General features: G+C 48.6%; 11 protein-coding genes and 1 pseudogene. 8 read left to right on the top strand and 4 right to left on the bottom strand.

What is annotated here, in order from left to right; genetic code table 11:
• From RMO84_RS19280 to RMO84_RS19270, 3 genes and pseudogenes are all read left to right on the top strand, one after another.
• Window positions 1-598, top strand: a pseudogene (locus tag RMO84_RS19280) (glycosyl transferase family 2); the annotation flags it as partial.
• A 48-nt stretch (window positions 599-646) separates the two neighbouring features.
• The gene (locus RMO84_RS19275) at window positions 647-1666 is read left to right on the top strand and encodes a glycosyltransferase family A protein (protein WP_310490055.1); all 1020 of its coding nucleotides are present in this window, start codon (window positions 647-649) and stop codon (window positions 1664-1666) included.
• Window positions 1667-1683: 17 nt separating this feature from the next.
• A complete protein-coding gene (locus tag RMO84_RS19270) occupies window positions 1684-2664 on the top strand; it encodes a glycosyltransferase (RefSeq protein WP_310490054.1) in 981 nt (326 codons plus the stop codon).
• A 117-nt stretch (window positions 2665-2781) separates the two neighbouring features.
• Here the strand turns inward: RMO84_RS19270 and RMO84_RS19265 are convergent, their stop codons facing one another.
• The 3 genes from RMO84_RS19265 to RMO84_RS19255 form a co-directional block, all read right to left on the bottom strand.
• The gene (locus tag RMO84_RS19265) at window positions 2782-3732 is read right to left on the bottom strand and encodes a polysaccharide deacetylase family protein (protein WP_310490053.1); all 951 of its coding nucleotides are present in this window, start codon (window positions 3730-3732) and stop codon (window positions 2782-2784) included.
• Between the two features lie 92 nt (window positions 3733-3824).
• On the bottom strand, window positions 3825-4565 hold the full coding sequence (locus tag RMO84_RS19260; protein WP_310490052.1) for a methyltransferase domain-containing protein: 741 nt from the start codon (window positions 4563-4565) through the stop codon (window positions 3825-3827).
• A 78-nt stretch (window positions 4566-4643) separates the two neighbouring features.
• Entirely contained in the window at window positions 4644-5927 is a 1284-nt protein-coding gene (locus RMO84_RS19255; protein ID WP_310490051.1) for an ABC transporter ATP-binding protein, read from the bottom strand.
• Window positions 5928-6087: 160 nt separating this feature from the next.
• On the opposite strand from RMO84_RS19255, the gene RMO84_RS19250 reads away from it, so the two are divergent.
• Together RMO84_RS19250 and hemL are read left to right on the top strand one after the other, a co-directional pair.
• The gene (locus RMO84_RS19250) at window positions 6088-6261 is read left to right on the top strand and encodes a hypothetical protein (protein ID WP_310490050.1); all 174 of its coding nucleotides are present in this window, start codon (window positions 6088-6090) and stop codon (window positions 6259-6261) included.
• Window positions 6262-6535: 274 nt separating this feature from the next.
• Window positions 6536-7837: a glutamate-1-semialdehyde 2,1-aminomutase gene (hemL, locus tag RMO84_RS19245; protein WP_310490049.1), complete on the top strand. Its 1302-nt coding sequence runs from the start codon at window positions 6536-6538 to the stop codon at window positions 7835-7837.
• 139 nt (window positions 7838-7976) lie between these two features.
• Here hemL and RMO84_RS19240 read toward each other — a convergent pair whose 3' ends face one another.
• A complete protein-coding gene (locus RMO84_RS19240) occupies window positions 7977-8792 on the bottom strand; it encodes a hypothetical protein (protein ID WP_310490048.1) in 816 nt (271 codons plus the stop codon).
• 390 nt (window positions 8793-9182) lie between these two features.
• On the opposite strand from RMO84_RS19240, the gene RMO84_RS19235 reads away from it, so the two are divergent.
• From RMO84_RS19235 to RMO84_RS19225, 3 genes are all read left to right on the top strand, one after another.
• A complete protein-coding gene (locus RMO84_RS19235; protein ID WP_310490047.1) occupies window positions 9183-11681 on the top strand; it encodes an ATP-binding cassette domain-containing protein in 2499 nt (832 codons plus the stop codon).
• A 21-nt stretch (window positions 11682-11702) separates the two neighbouring features.
• The gene (locus tag RMO84_RS19230; RefSeq protein ID WP_310490046.1) at window positions 11703-14426 is read left to right on the top strand and encodes a bifunctional serine/threonine-protein kinase/ABC transporter substrate-binding protein; all 2724 of its coding nucleotides are present in this window, start codon (window positions 11703-11705) and stop codon (window positions 14424-14426) included.
• Between the two features lie 163 nt (window positions 14427-14589).
• A complete protein-coding gene (locus RMO84_RS19225) occupies window positions 14590-15495 on the top strand; it encodes a type II CAAX prenyl endopeptidase Rce1 family protein (RefSeq protein WP_310490045.1) in 906 nt (301 codons plus the stop codon).
• The last annotated feature ends 207 nt before the right edge of the window (window positions 15496-15702 follow it).

Below are 15702 nucleotides of genomic sequence, written 5' to 3'. Positions count from 1 at the left end.
AATGGTCTATAACTCGACCTGGATGTGGCACGGCTGGACAAACGAGCCGGAGGATATCAAGCTCGATCGAGGTCGAGCTTTAGGCGTCCAACCCGATCGAGTCGTCCTACCACCCACGTTATTGACTCTGTGTTTGGATGGTCAGGCTGAAGCCCCTGGCACCTGTAGCATGTTGATACGACGGGAGACGATCGCAACGGTGGGTGGTTGTGAGGAATCCTTTCGAGGCATGTTTGAAGATCAAGCTTTATTTGCCAAAATCTGCGCGAGATCGCCAGTGTTTGTCGCTAGCGGACATTGGGATCGATATCGACAGCATGCTCGCAGTTGCTGTCATGTGGCTCAAGCGATCGGTACCTACGATCCCTGCCAACCCAATGCTGACCACCTAAACTATTTGAGCTGGTTGGAGCAGTACTTATCAGCACGAGGATTGCAAGATACCGATGTGTGGCCGGTACTGCACAGAGCATTAGATCGATACCGTCATCCCCTCCGGTTTCGACTCGAAAGTCTCCTGCGCAATTGGCAAAAAATTTACCGAAAACTTGCCAAGATCTTCTGGTCGAAACCACTACATTCGATCGTTGAAAACTAGAACGGAAATAGAGCTTAGTTCGGATCTAATCCAAGATTGCAAAAATTCATGAGTCAGTCACATCCCTATCGATCTCAAATTGCCCCTGTGCCAGCCGGAAGCTCGCGACCGTTATGGTCGGTGATGATTCCTACTTACAACTGTGCGAATTATCTTCAAGAAACCTTGGCAAGCGTTTTGGCTCAAGATCCAGGACGGGAGCTAATGCAGATCGAGGTAGTGGACGATTGCTCGACTCAAGACGATCCCGAAGCGATCGTCAGAGCATTGGCTGGAGATCGCGTGAGTTTCTATCGACAGCCCCGAAATGTCGGTCATATCCAAAACTTCAACACTTGTTTACAGCGATCGCGCGGTAGGTTAATCCATCTGCTGCACGGTGACGATCTGGTGCTGCCCGGTTTTTATCGCCAATTACAGGCGGGATTCGATCGACAGCCCGAAATTGGTGCGGCTTTTAGCCGTCATGCCTTTATCGACGAGCAGAGCAACTGGACGCAGCTTTCGGGTCTGGAAAGATCGCAAAGCGGTGTTTTGAATAATTGGCTCGAACGAATTGCCGTGCGCCAACTCATTCAAACGCCGTCAATTGTCGTCCGGAGAGAAGTCTACGAGCAATTGGGCGGGTTCGATCGGCGGATGAAGTGCTGGGGCGAAGACTGGGAAATGTGGGTGCGGATCGCCGCGCAATATCCAGTTTGGTATGAAGCTCAACCGTTAGCTTTGTATCGTCAAAGAGCCACCTCCTTGACTGGCAACACTATCCGCACGGGCGAGAATATTCAAGATTTTCGGCAGGCAATTGAGATTGTCAAAGACTATCTACCCACGCCCACAGCCACCGCCCTCAATCGCAATGCCTTGCAAAATTATGCTCGCTATGGATTGAGTACGGCTGAGAACTTTATTAAAGCCAAAGATCGAGCTGCGGCGATCGCCCAAATTCGTGCCGCACTCGCCTGCCATTTCTCGCTGTCCACGATTCCATTGTTACTGAAGTTGAGTTTGAAAGCAGTAAATCGCGAATTAAGCTCGAAACTTACACTCGATCGATTTGCTAACTTATAACTCACACTTTTAGACTCATGGATATTACTGTTGTTATCTGTACTCACAATCCCCGCCAAGATTATCTCGATCGCGTGTTGACTGCCTTGCAGGCACAAACTTTAGCAAAAGATCGGTGGGAATTGGTAGTAATTGATAATGCTAGTAATTTTGCTGTTGCCGATCGGATCGATATCACCTGGCATCCTCAGAGTCGCTGTGTTCGCGAACCAAAACTCGGACTTACTCCCGCTCGCTTGCGTGGGATCGATGCTGCTAAGAGCGATATTATCGTCTTTGTCGATGATGATAATGTCCTTGATGCGGACTATTTACTAAATACCGAGCGCATCGCCCGCCAATATCCGGCGATGGGTGCCTGGGGCGGTCGCATCGTGGGGGAATTCGAGCAGACACCGCCAGTTTGGAGCCAACGCTACTTACCCCTGTTGGCAATTCGCGAAATTACCGCAGACAAACTATCTGATGTTCTACCAACCCATGAAACTAATCCCTGCGGCGCAGGATTGTGCGTTCGGCGCATCGTTGCCGAACGTTATGCAAAATTGGTTGTCTCCGATGGGAGAAGGATGAGCTTAGATCGTAAGGGCAAACTCCTATCGAGTGGTGGCGATACCGATTTGGCGTTGGTAGCTAGCGATCTGGGCATGGGTAGCGGCCAATTTGTCGCACTAAAGCTAACACATTTGATTCCCGCAGCACGACTGGAATTAACCTACTTATTGAGATTGATCGAATGTATGGCATATTCGCATATGGTGCTATATTCGCTCCGCCATCCGTTGCCGCCGATGCGATCTTTGCCAAAATATCTCTTCCATCAACTGCGGTCGTTATCAATGTCATCCCAAGACCGCAAATTTTTTAATGCCGAGCAACGCGGTACAAACTTGGCACTAGCCGATCTACATAGGGATCTGGTAAAAGTTGACTTGCCCAAGCCTAAAACTTACCCCACCACACAATTATCTGCACGAATGACCAGTAATAATGTATAGGCTCATGGCTGGCATCATGACAAAACATTAGTAGCTGGTAGAGATTCAGGGTACTCCCGTTTCGAGGTCGCTAGTCGCGATCGATGGTTACAGGATGTTTACAGTGCGATTGAACCATTATTGCAGCCACAGTTCCAGTCGTTCGGCAAATTCTGCGCCATTCCAGTTTCCAACACCATAGCGCGGTAAATCGAAACAATTGCTCCCTCCCCAGACAACATCTGGCTGAGTAGAGCAAGCATACTCAAATCCCGATGCTTTGACCAGTTCGATCGTCGCGGCAGTGCGATCGCCAAATGGATAGGAAAAGCTCGTCACGGGGCGATCTAAGAGCCGCTCTAGTTCTCGCTTGCTGCGATCGATTTCGGCCTGTTGTACGGCTATCGGCTGCGCAGGCAGGAAAGGATGATTGACTGTATGTGCGCCAATTTCAACCAATTCGCCGCTGCTTAAACTAGCTAATTCGTCAACTGTCAACGGCAGATAGCTAGAGCGGGGTTGAGAGTCATCTCCAGCCCAAGTAGCGATTTGGGCTAGAGCTTGCTGACGATCGATCTCCGCTAAGTCTCGCAACACTTGCCAAATTGAATAGTACAAAAACATGCGCGAACCGGGTTGCGCTGCCCAGGCTCGACAGTAACGATCGTGTCGATATGCAGATTGGCTGTAGTCAGCGGCGGTATCCAATTCCCATTCACAGCAATTATCGCCAATAATTAGTGTCAACTGCGGGGGTAATGTGCCTGGTTTTAACAGGATTCTAGCGAGTTCATCCCACCAGAATTCACGCTGTGCGCCTAAATAACCAGTACTCACAAACATGGTAGCGGGAATGCCATAGCTTTCGAGAATTGGCTTGGCAAGATCGAGATTATCGGCATAACCATCATCAAAAGAAATGGCTACCGCTCGGTGCGGAATTGTGCCCTGTTGGCGATCGCGATTTAATTGTTGGAGACTAATCGGGTGGGCAATTTCTTTGATAACGGCTAAATGTTCGGCAAAGTGTTGGGGGGTCACGCACAAAGACCACGGATCGATATCTAATTCCGCAACGCGATGATACATCAAAATCGGCCCTTTCGATTTAGCTAGTCTTTTCTGGACGTTGTAATTTATTTGTTTTAATCTATTTAGCCCAGGTATTCTCATGGCGATCGCTATGGTTTGACTAATCTAATCGTAATTAACATCTGATAACATGGATCTCGATCATCTAACTCGGCTGCGGTCAATTCTTGAGTTGCTAATCCTTGTAGAAAAGCAGTTGTGGCTAAGATATTTCCATAATACTCGATTGTCATATTATCAGCGGGAAATTTTTCTGCAAATAGTCTCCGTACGGAGATCTCGGTAAAACTCCAACACCAATAATCTTTCCACTCATCGACCGCAATTTGACTGATTCCAGGCACGGTAATTAGGGCAATCCCTCCTGGTTTGAGGATGCGATCGATCGTTGTTACCGCATCTTGAAGATTATAAATTAATTGCAAAGTTTGGGTGAGGATTAAGCAATCAAAACTAGCGGATGGAATCAGGTCGCTATTGGTAAGATCGCCAACAATGGTTGCCACTGGATTGCCCTCAACTACATGCAATACATCGCTCTGAGTAACACGATCGCCACCGAACCGGAGCGTATAAGCAGCATCGCCGATTTCTAATACCCGTCCGCAAACATCTAAAGATTGACTGTTCAAAAAATTCTCAATGTAGTAACGATCGATCGGCGTTCCGCGATCGTAGCCAAATTGGCGACTAATCGGTGTTAACCGTCGCAGATTGCCAAAATTCACAGCTCCAACCGCTGGGGCATTGTTAGTTAGTTTAGCAATTAATTTATCTAAAATCGGTGCTGGTACTATTTGACGAATGATTCTTTTTACGGTTTTTTTCACGATCTAAGTATTGATAAACATCTAATTTGTGCGATCGTTTAAGCTTGCCCGATCTAAATTAGCTTGGAGATCGATCGTCTAAACTGTGGGAATCTCCACCAGACTAAAGTTACAGGTTACAGCCCCATAATAACTCGTACCCATAGTATTCGAGATCGTACTAACTACCTCGATTTCCAAAGCAGATTCTAAATAATCTAAATGTTCTTCAGTGCCAGTTTTACTCATCCACAAACCCACAACATAGATCCCTGGTGTTAGATGCAAGCTGTCGATTTTTAGTTGAAACCGATTGAGACCTTTGCGCAGCAATACAGTTTGACCTGATAAAATAATATCAGCATTTATCAACATTGTTCGCGATCGATTGTAGATCGTCACGGCAAGACAGCCAATATGCTGTGAAAACTTAGCCTCAATATCTAATAAAAATTCCAGTGGGCCATCAGCATAAGGCTGAAATGAAACCGATCGATCGAGGCTACTGTAATGGATGGCGATAAATCTTGCTGCTGTAGTAATACGGTTATCGAGATTGGCTAAATCGATCCATTCACCAGGCGCAGCTCGCTCGAAATCACCAGCTAAATATAGTGGCACTATTTTCGCAGTAAGATCGTGGGCAATAAATTTACCACGATCGAGCATGATACATTGCGAGCATAATCTTTGGATTGCATCCATGCTATGACTGACAAATAAGACCGTTCGACCCCGATCTTGGGAGATATCTTGCATTTTGCCCAAACACTTTGTTTGAAACTGGGCATCTCCGACTGCCAATACTTCATCGACAATTAAAATATCTGGTTCTAGGTGTGCGGCTACGGCAAATGCCAATCGCACGTACATGCCTGAAGAATATCGCTTCACTGGTGTATCTAAAAACTTTTCTACTTCGGCAAAATCAACAATCTCATCAAATTTACGCGCAATATCAGTTTTACTCATGCCTAAAATTGCACCATTCAGAAAAATATTTTCTCGGCCAGTTAACTCTGGATGAAAACCCGTACCCACTTCTAATAAACTGGCAACTTTGCCGCGCAGATGAATGCTGCCACAAGTGGGTTCGGTGATTCTACTTAATATTTTTAATAAAGTCGATTTGCCCGCGCCATTGCGACCGATAATCCCCACTCGATCGCCTTGATTAATCTCTAAAGATAGATCTGTTAATGCCCAAAAGTCTTCTCGCTTTGACGTGCGCTCCTGTCGAACTTGTCGATCGACTACCGGTTTAAATAAGTTCCGTACGCCATTACTAATTGTCTCGCGTAGTGTTGAATAATGTTGCTGTTGCTGGCGATCGATAATATACTTTTTACCTAAATTCTCAATCCTAATTATCGGATCTGACATATAAAAAATATTTTAAATAGCAATCGATCTAAAGCTGCCAGCGGAAGGATGGCGCGGATGAGTAGTCGGGATCGAGTACTGACTCACAATAAACTCGACCCAATGTAGTGGTAAATATTTAGGATATTATTATATCCTGACCGTTAACTCCCGATCGCACATGCACATTGAATCGATCGAAATCGAAATGGATATTACGAAGGCAGGATCGACACTGGATTTAGCGATCGAGACTGCGCTTCAACAATGGGGCGAACCCCTGCGGTGGGCGATTACAGAGATAGATCGCGACACAAATACCGCGAAGATCGAGGCGATCGTGATTAAAGACTAGGCATTAGGATCGTTCGCAGTTTGCACCAGTACAGAGATCTTGTCTCCCTCCAAGTGCCCGTATCTAGTTTCTAACAGCGTTACGCAATGCCGCGATCGTCAATGAGTCACAGGGATATTTAGATAGTAAAAGTATCCAGCAGACTAACTCTGGTAACAATGTTGCGATGTAAGCCTTGGGTATTCGGGTCAACTCTACTAAAATTACTATAGTCTCGATCGCCTCCAGTACGAAATTACTTAAAATAAGCCTTATATACCGTTGGGAGAACACATTGGTTTCTACATCTAATTTGAAAACGACCAGATCGGCAGAAATATTTGCCGCCGCTCAGAAACTGATGCCAGGTGGAGTTAATTCTCCCGTGCGGGCATTTAAATCTGTCGGTGGCCAACCGATTGTCTTCGATCGCGTCAAAGACGCCTATGTCTGGGACGTAGACGGCAATCAGTATATCGATTATGTTGGCAGTTGGGGGCCAGCGATCTGCGGACATGCCAACCCAGAAGTGATCGCAGCTTTGCACGATGCCCTTGCCAAAGGAACTAGTTTCGGTGCGCCCTGCTACTTAGAAAATGTCCTTGCTGAGATGGTCATCAATGCCGTTCCCAGCGTCGAAATGGTGAGATTTGTCAATTCTGGCACAGAAGCTTGTATGGCCGTCCTGCGGCTGATGCGCGCCTTTACCGGACGTGACAAGATTATCAAATTTGAAGGTTGCTACCACGGACATGCGGATATGTTCTTGGTCAAAGCTGGTTCTGGGGTGGCGACTCTCGGTTTGCCAGATTCCCCTGGCGTACCTAAATCGACAACAGCCGATACCCTAACGGCACCTTATAACGATCTCGAAGCAGTCAAAGCATTATTCGCCGCCAATCCCGACACTATTTCGGGCGTGATTCTCGAACCTGTCGTCGGGAATGCCGGTTTTATCGTGCCCGATGCTGGCTTTCTGGAAGGCTTGCGATTGATTACCCAAGAGTATGGCGCGTTGCTAGTCTTCGATGAAGTCATGACGGGTTTTCGGATCTCTTATGGCGGCGCACAGCAGAGATTTGGCGTGACGCCCGATCTGACGACCATGGGTAAGGTGATCGGTGGTGGTTTACCCGTCGGTGCGTACGGCGGACGTAAAGAGATCATGTCGATGGTCGCACCGGCAGGGCCGATGTATCAAGCCGGGACGCTCTCCGGCAATCCCTTGGCGATGACGGCGGGAATTAAAACTCTAGAATTGCTCCAAAAGCCTGGTGCCTATGAGTATCTAGATAAAATCACCAAGCGGCTGATCGACGGCTTGCTGCAAATTGCTAGCGACACCGGACATGCGGCTTGTGGCGGGAATATTAGTGGCATGTTTGGGTTATTCTTCTGTGAAGGGCCAGTTCACAATTTTGAAGATGCCAAGCATTCGGATGTGACTAAATTCGGTCGCTTTCATCGTGGGATGTTGGAGCAGGGCATTTATCTGGCACCATCACAGTTTGAAGCTGGCTTTACATCCCTAGCGCATAGTGAGGCTGATATCGATCGCACTTTAGCGGCGGCTAGATCGGTTATGTCGCAAATCTAGGAGCTATTAGTTAGTAATTATCGTAGATCTGAGGGTACCCTCTGTGATGACACACCCCCGACTTCTCTAAGAAGTCGGGGGTGTAGCCATAACTATCGATAGATTGTTGGGTACCCTCGGGCGATCGCTCCTCGATCGATTAGCGAATGTCTGCTAATGAAAAGGAGACTGATTTACCTTTGAGAGTTTCGAGGGTTTTGAGTTGCGCTGGTGTCAACACTGCCTTAGCTTGTCGATTGCTGTCTGTCATTACGGCTTCCATCCGTTTGCGGTTGTCGGCAAGAGTCTTCTCGCGTTTGGCGACATCATTGCGATCGGGAATTTCCCAAGCCTCCCTCGTTTTTATCCGCATCTGGCCGACAATATCGCTGAGTTGTTTTTGTTGCGCATCCGTGAGCTGGAGATCGGTCGCAACGTCATCTTTAGTAACAATCCCAAAATCATATTTCTGCAACAAAATTTCCTTAGCTCTTTTCGACTGCGCTGGCGTCAGCACTTTGCTAACCTGTTGCTGGGACTGTTTGGCAATACTGGCCGTCCCCCGTTCTATTTCCACCGCGAGTTGCTTTTTCGCGCTGTCTTGTTTATCTTTGGGCAATGCTTCGAGTGACTGGTATTTAGTTTTGACTGACTCAGAATCAGCGGCAATTTTAGTCGTTAAACTCGATTCGATTTCCTTAATTTTCGTGACTTGCTCGTCAGTCAACTTGAGTTCGGACTTCACCAGGGGATTCTGTAATAACTTCAGTGGGTTGGAACCCTGCCGTTCTGGTCTAGCGTTGTCGCCACCGCCCGGTGGTGGGCCACCACCAGGAGGGCCACCACCGGGCGCACCAGGCGGTGCGTCGGACATTGGGGGAGCGAGGTTGTTGCAGCCAGACAAAATGAAGCAGCCAGTGCAAATTACTAGCCAGGATGCGACTGTGAGTCGGCGATTTAAAGTTAATCTCTGCATATGCTGGTAGGGGTTGCCGATCGAGATCTAAAGTCTCAACCATTCTAACCTCCCGCTCGAAATTAAATAAAATCCGCCTTTAATAGCGACGCTCCAGCGCGATACCGCGATATCACCCGTCCTGAATCACAATTTGCAGCCAAAGCTGAAAAAAGTGGTAGAGATCGACCGAGCGAGATAAGATTAGTGTAGATTATTCAGGACGCAGGGTAGTATCTAGTCAAGATGAGCATGATGCTCGCGATCGGTCGCCTTTTGCCGATCGCAAGCGGTAATTTAAAGATGTCGATCGACATTTTAATACCAATAACTGGAGCGATTTTATAGTCTTGAGTTTAACAATTTGCCGATCGCAGGTAGGACTATATGACGATCTTCTGTTAGCACGATATGATGATGACTCCTAAGACCGTTTTCAACGCCATTCCCCGCATTGAGATGTATTGGCAGGGCCAGGTAGTGGCTTTCGATCTGAGCGAGAACGAACACGATCTCGGTCGCGAGCCGTCGCAGCCACCGCCGATCGGTTTGATCGTCCCGATCGAGTGGGAATTGGTCAGCCGCCATCAGGCCAAGCTCTGCCGGGTGGATAATGGCTACTATATCTACGATGGCGATGGCCACAACCCCAGTAGCAATCGGCTGTTTATTAACAATCGCTTAATTAGACCCCAAGAAGGCTACCGACTCCAGTCCTATGACGAGCTGCGGATCGGCCAAGATCCGCAAAATTACGCCACGATCGTCTATATCGATCCAAACAATGTCCGCGTGGGTACCGCACCAGTCAAAACCGGGATGTCGCTGGTACCCCAACAGACAGTGACGATCGGGCGGAGTGAGGATAATGATTTTGTTCTGGATGCGCCGACGGTATCGCGGTATCATGCCTCGGTGCAACGGATGGCTTCGGGACGATATCTGCTGCACAACTACAGCCCCAATGGGGTATTTGTCGATCGCCAGCATGTAGACAAAACCGCGCCGATGGATCTGGGTTCGGTGCTGCAAATTGGCCCCTATACTTTTGTCTTACAAAACGATGCGCTGACGATCGCCGATCGCGGTGACAATATCCGCCTGGATGTCGATCGGATTACCAAGGTCGTCAAGCAAAAGAATCGGCAGCGGCTGTGTCTGCTCGATAATATCAATTTGGCGATCGAACCCGGACAATTTGTCGCGATCGTCGGGGGCAGCGGTACGGGGAAATCGACCCTGATGAAAACTCTGCTGGGGATTACCCAACCCACTCACGGACTGGTATATCTCAACGGCGATAACCTGGTCGATAATTTTAATATTTATCGCAATACGATCGGTTACGTGCCGCAAAGCGATATCGTTCATTCCCAGCTCACAGTCACGGAAGTCCTCGATTATGCCGCCCAGATGCGGCTGCCGCCCGATACCGATATTTCGGCCACGATCGCCAAAACTTTGGCACAAATCGAGCTAGTTCCCTGTCAGGATAGTTTAGTCAAAAACCTCAGTGGCGGACAGCTCAAACGCGTGAGTATTGGTGTCGAACTCCTAGCAGATCCCAAGTTATTCTTTTTGGACGAGCCGACTTCTGGCTTAGATCCGGGCTTGGACAAAAAAATGATGCAGCTCTTACGCCGACTGGCCGATCGCGGTCAGACGGTGGTGCTGGTGACTCATGCAACTAGTAATATCATGTTGTGCGATCGGGTGGCCTTTTTGGGTTTGGGCGGTCAGTTGTGTTATTTTGGCCCGCCAGCAGTGGCGACCGAGTTTTTTGAAGTACCGAGTCTAGATTTTGCCGATATTTATATTCAGCTCGAAACTCAAGCAGCCTGCGTGGAAATGGCGCGTCGGTTTGCAGATTCGAGCTACTACCAAACCTACGTCCAAGAGCGATTGAGTCTGCCAAATACGCTCGATCGTCACAATCGATCGCCGCTCTCGCCGCCACCCACCCGAGTCAAGCAATCTTTTCTCAAGCAGTTGCAGATTCTCACCCGCCGTTATCTCCGTCTGCTCCAACGCGATCCGGTGTATTTAGGTCTTTCATTATTAACAGCTCCGATCGGAATTTTACTGGTTTACTTGGCGACCAAAGATGTGTTGCAAGATCCGAGTCAGAGCTTCAATGCGGCGACCAATCCGTGGCTGACGCCCTTTGTCGGTGCGCCCAACGTCAATCGATCGGGCATGGCACTCAAAATCCTGTTCGTTTTCACCTGCATTAATATCTGGGTGGGTTTGGCCAGTTCCCTCCAAGAAATTATCAAAGAAGCGGCGATCTATCTGCGCGAACGCTTGGTTAATTTGGGCTTATTTACTTACGTCGGCTCGAAAGTGCTGACGTTGGGCGGCTTGGCGGCGATCCAGAGTTGTCTGATTAGTGCGATCGTGCTGATTTGTTTCGCGCACCCCGATCCGATCGCCGCACTCGCACCGCTCAATTGGGCTGTGGGTCTGCCGATTACGACTTTTTTGAGTATTCTAGCAGCCACCTGTCTGGGCTTGATGGTCTCCGCCAGCGTCAAAAACAGCTCTCAAGCCAATAGTGCGTTACCGTTGTTACTGTTACCGCAGATTATCTTTGCGGGGGTGTTATTTGGGCTGGACAAGGTAGCTGTGGGTCAATTTATCTCCTGGTTTACCATCGGGAAATGGTCGATCGGGGCGTACGGCACTTTAATCGATCTCAATCTGCTCACCCCACCCAAAAATGCGGTGATGGACTTCACTCAAGTGATGAAAACGTCAGCCGTCTACGACACAACTTGGCAAAATCTGGGCTTAAATTGGGGAATGTTGCTCCTCCATAGTGTTGTTTATCTCGCCATTACAATTTGGTTGCAAAAACGCAAAGACCAGCTCAAAGCTCCTAACCGGCTGCCGATTGGCAAAAAAGGCTAGCGATCGCCAACACCCCGCACAGTGCAGTCAACCCAAACCACTCACATCGCAAGTCCAGTTCGCGAAACTTCCCCCGTCCCCGTCCCCCACCTCCCACCTCCCAACTCCCAACTCCTCATGGACATCTACTGCACGCGTCCTCGTTGCGAACAACCTGTCAACTCATTTGCCGATCTCGACGATAGCAAACTGTTAAAAACCGTTCACCAACGGCATTGTGTCAATTGTGGGATGCCGCTGATTTTGGATGGCCGTTATTTACCCACGCAATTGCTCCATCAGAGTGGATCGGGCCTAGCCTTTTTAGGGTACGATCGGCGGACGCCGGAACTCAGACGCTGTGTCATCAAACAATTGCAGGTCAATCCAAGTTTTACCAACGAGCAAATAGAGACGGCGACTAAGTTGTTTCATCGCGAAGCCGAAGTGCTCGAAAAACTGGGCGAGCATCCTCGCATTCCCCGCCTATTTGCCTTTCTCGAACTGATTGCTGCTGCCACACCACCACATATCCAGCGAAAGTTTTTTTATCTAGTTCAAGAATATATTGAAGGCCAAAACCTCCAGCAGGAATTACAAGCCAGAGGCAAATTTACGGAGCCGGAAGTTATTTATGTCTTGCGGGAAGTTGGCAAGATTTTAGAGTTCACTCACTTTCAAGGCTCGATCCACCGCGATATTAAGCCCTCGAATATCATGCGGGACTTAAAAGGTCAAATTTATGCGATCGACTTTGGGGCAGTCAAGCAGACCGTGATGGACGCGGATCTGAAGACAGGGGACGATCTCAGCACGAGTGGATCTATGCCAGAATACGCGCCGTGGGAGCAACGCCAAGGTAGTACTATTTATCCGTCGTCGGACTTGTATGCCTTGGCAGTCACTTGCGTGAATTTACTCACGGGTAAACCGCCCCAAGCTTTACTGGCTGACGATACCAATACTTGGCAATGGCGATCGGCAGATCTCCACGTCAGCGATGGTTTGGCCGAGATCCTCGACAAAATGCTGCGCCATAATCCTACCGAGCGATTTCAGTCGGCGCGGGATGTGTTGGAAGCACTCGACGATATCTATGGGATTCCAGTCGTCAGCATGCCAGTCGCGAATCTAGCCACCGCTAGTAGTTCGCCCGTGCCGACTACACTCCTCTTGGGCACGTTCGAGCAAGAAGATACCCTCCAAATCGGCAGCGAAGTACCTCGCGATCGCCAGCGAGTACCGCCGCCCATCGCAGCACCGATCTTGCCAGAAACCGCACCGATGCAGGTATATACCGCACCTCCAGCCAAGGCAGTACCCACGCGCGATCGACAACCGCTACCGCTGGGAAAAATTGGTGTGGCAGCCTTAGTCGGTTTGGGCGCACTATTGCTGTCAAAATTGCTCCCTGGCTCGACGGGTTCTCTCGGCCAGACATTAGCCCAGCGGAGTAGTGAGGGCGATCGCATTCTGATGAGTATCGAAGGTAATCGCGATACCGATCGCTTTAAAAGTCTCAAACGGGCAGGCGTCTTAGCGATCGCCAATAAAAAATATGACGAAGCGGTGACTAATTTCCAAGCAGCTCTGGTAGAAAATCCCAACTCGCCCGAAACCCGCATCTATCTAAACAATGCGCTGATCGGCGATCGCCGCAGTTTTACGATTGCCACCTCCGCACCGATCGGTCGATCGCTCGATCGTGCGTCCGAAATGTTGCGCGGCTTCGCCCAGGCTCAGTCCGAAATCAATCAAACTGGGGGCGTGAATGAGGCCAAAATCAAACTGCGGATCGTCGATGATGGCGACGACCCCAAGCAGATCGACAACATTGCCACGGAGATCGCCAAGCAACCAGAAATCCTCGGCATCGTCGGTCATAACCGCAATGATGTCACCATCGCCGCCGCCAATATCTATAACCGCGAAAAACTGGCCTTTATTGCGCCGATTAGTACGGCCAACGAACTCACAAATAGCACTAAACCCTACATCTTTAGAACTAATACCCGCGCCGATACGATCGTCCAAAAATTAGTCGATCGCTTAATCGACAAAGAAGGCAAACGGCGAGTAGCGATTTTTTCCGTCCCAACGATTACCTATAATGATGAATTTAAAAATCAATTTGCCAATAAATTAGCAGCTAGAGGCGGCCAAATTGTGGGCATGTTTCAATTTTCGATGGTAGCTTCATCTGCATCGCCGAATCCAACTGCGACTCCACCTCCTTTCGATGCAGACAACTACCTCAAGCAAGCCAACGCCGCCGGAGCCGAGGCAGTGCTGTTACTACCCGTCGGACGTTCCCAGCGAGAGGCGATCCAACTCCTAAAAATCATCGAGCGGAAATATCCCCGCTTGAGTGTCTTGAGCGATACTGCCATGTACAGCGTCAATACGCTTAGAGCTGGCAAAGCTGCCGCTGGCTTGACTATGGGCGTACCGTGGCAAGAATCCGAAAGTACCCCCCAATTTGCCAACGGCGCGCAGCAACTGTGGCACGATCGCGTCAACTGGGCGACCGCTACATCATATAATGCCGTCAAGTCAATGGGGATGGCCATCAAAGCCGAAAGTTCGCCTTCTAGAGAAAGCGTGATGACAATGCTTACCAAAAGTGACTTTACAGGTGCCTCTGGCCGATTGCAGTTTACTAAAGGCGAGCCGACCGAGCACTATGCCTTGGTGCAAGTCGCCCCCACTCCGCCTAATTATCGCTACTCTTCTCGTACTGGCTATGATTTTGTGCCGGTTGAATAGACAAAGTTAGGCTTTAGGCTTTAGGGGAAGCTGTGGCTGGAGCGGGGAGCGGGGAGTAGTGTAGGGTGGGGAGTACCCACCGCAATGGTTTCAGGCGATCTTGCATTTAATCAGTACTCGTGTCCAGCTACTTATCTTGGTAACAACTACCAACTTTAATAACTTGTCAGATCCAACTAACAGCACAAATTCCATAAATTACCTGAACATCGCTCGACAGGGTAAAAATCAGTGGTGGCGATATGTCTGTGGCATCTTATTGAGCCTTGCTTTTTTTATCATTCTTGGTTCGGTAGCGTATGCGATCGCCCTATTTGCGATCGCTGGGGTCAGCGATATCGCCAGTATTGAAAAATTCACAAAAACACCCTCGCTGGGGCACTACATCAGTACAAATATCCCGTTTATTTTCTGGTTTTTGGGTACAGTAATTGCCGTCAGAGGTATTCACGGTCGTTCTGTTTGGGGGCTAGTGTCTGGGACGGGTCGGCTTGACTGGCCGAGATTGGGGTATGGATTTATTGTTTGGTTTGCACTGATGATAATTCCGTCAGTCCTCTCACTATGGCTGAGTCCTGGCGAGTATAAATTTCATTTCGATCTGCGTGAATGGCCATTGCTATTTGTAGCAACAGCACTGTTAACACCGATTCAAACTAGTTGCGAAGAGATTTTCTTTCGGGGTTATTTGATGCAGGGGATGGGGCTAATTACTCGTCAGCCGCTAATTTTAATTATTACTAATGGTCTGTTATTTTTTCTTCCCCATTTAGGCAATCCCGAAATTGCCCACGGGATCGTGTGGGTATCATTACAATATTTTTCAATTGGTGTGTTTTTAGCATTAATTACGCTCAAAGACAATCGGTTAGAACTGGCGTTAGGGGTTCATGCCGCAAATAATATTACTAATATATTTTTCACCACTACTGACTCAGTCATGGGCGCACCAGCACTCTGGATGGCGAAGCCCAGTCCCACAACGTTTGTGGATGTATTAGCACTATTTTTATGGATGGCGATCGCTTATTACTTATTCTTCGGTCGCACTCAGCCCAAACTTGAATGATTTAAGAATTGATAATTGATAATTGATAATTACCTTTCGCTAGGAAGATGTTTGAAAAGTCTAATTGCTACGTTTTTAGCGGGTAGATCCCCCTGTCTTGTCTCGCTTTTATGTGCAGGGGAACCCCGCCCATAGCGAGCCGCTAAATCCCCCTTAAAAAGGGGGACTAAGAATCCGGTTCCCCCTTTTGAAGCTACGGTGTATACA

This window comes from Chamaesiphon sp. VAR_69_metabat_338 (genome assembly GCF_031423935.1).
GTDB lineage: Bacteria > Cyanobacteriota > Cyanobacteriia > Cyanobacteriales > Chamaesiphonaceae > Chamaesiphon.
The sequence above is the reverse complement of the archived record's forward strand: the minus strand, read 5'-3'. Positions and strand labels throughout refer to the sequence as shown.

Bases quoted from the DNA above. Each gene is read 5' to 3' on its own strand.
- RMO84_RS19275 (WP_310490055.1), top strand. From the start codon at position 647: ATGAGTCAGTCACATCCCTATCGATCTCAAATTGCCCCTGTGCCAGCC.
- RMO84_RS19270 (WP_310490054.1), top strand. From the start codon at position 1,684: ATGGATATTACTGTTGTTATCTGTACTCACAATCCCCGCCAAGATTAT.
- RMO84_RS19265 (WP_310490053.1), bottom strand. From the start codon at position 3,732: ATGTATCATCGCGTTGCGGAATTAGATATCGATCCGTGGTCTTTGTGC.
- RMO84_RS19255 (WP_310490051.1), bottom strand. From the start codon at position 5,927: ATGTCAGATCCGATAATTAGGATTGAGAATTTAGGTAAAAAGTATATT.
- RMO84_RS19250 (WP_310490050.1), top strand. From the start codon at position 6,088: ATGCACATTGAATCGATCGAAATCGAAATGGATATTACGAAGGCAGGA.
- RMO84_RS19240 (WP_310490048.1), bottom strand. From the start codon at position 8,792: ATGCAGAGATTAACTTTAAATCGCCGACTCACAGTCGCATCCTGGCTA.
- RMO84_RS19235 (WP_310490047.1), top strand. From the start codon at position 9,183: ATGATGATGACTCCTAAGACCGTTTTCAACGCCATTCCCCGCATTGAG.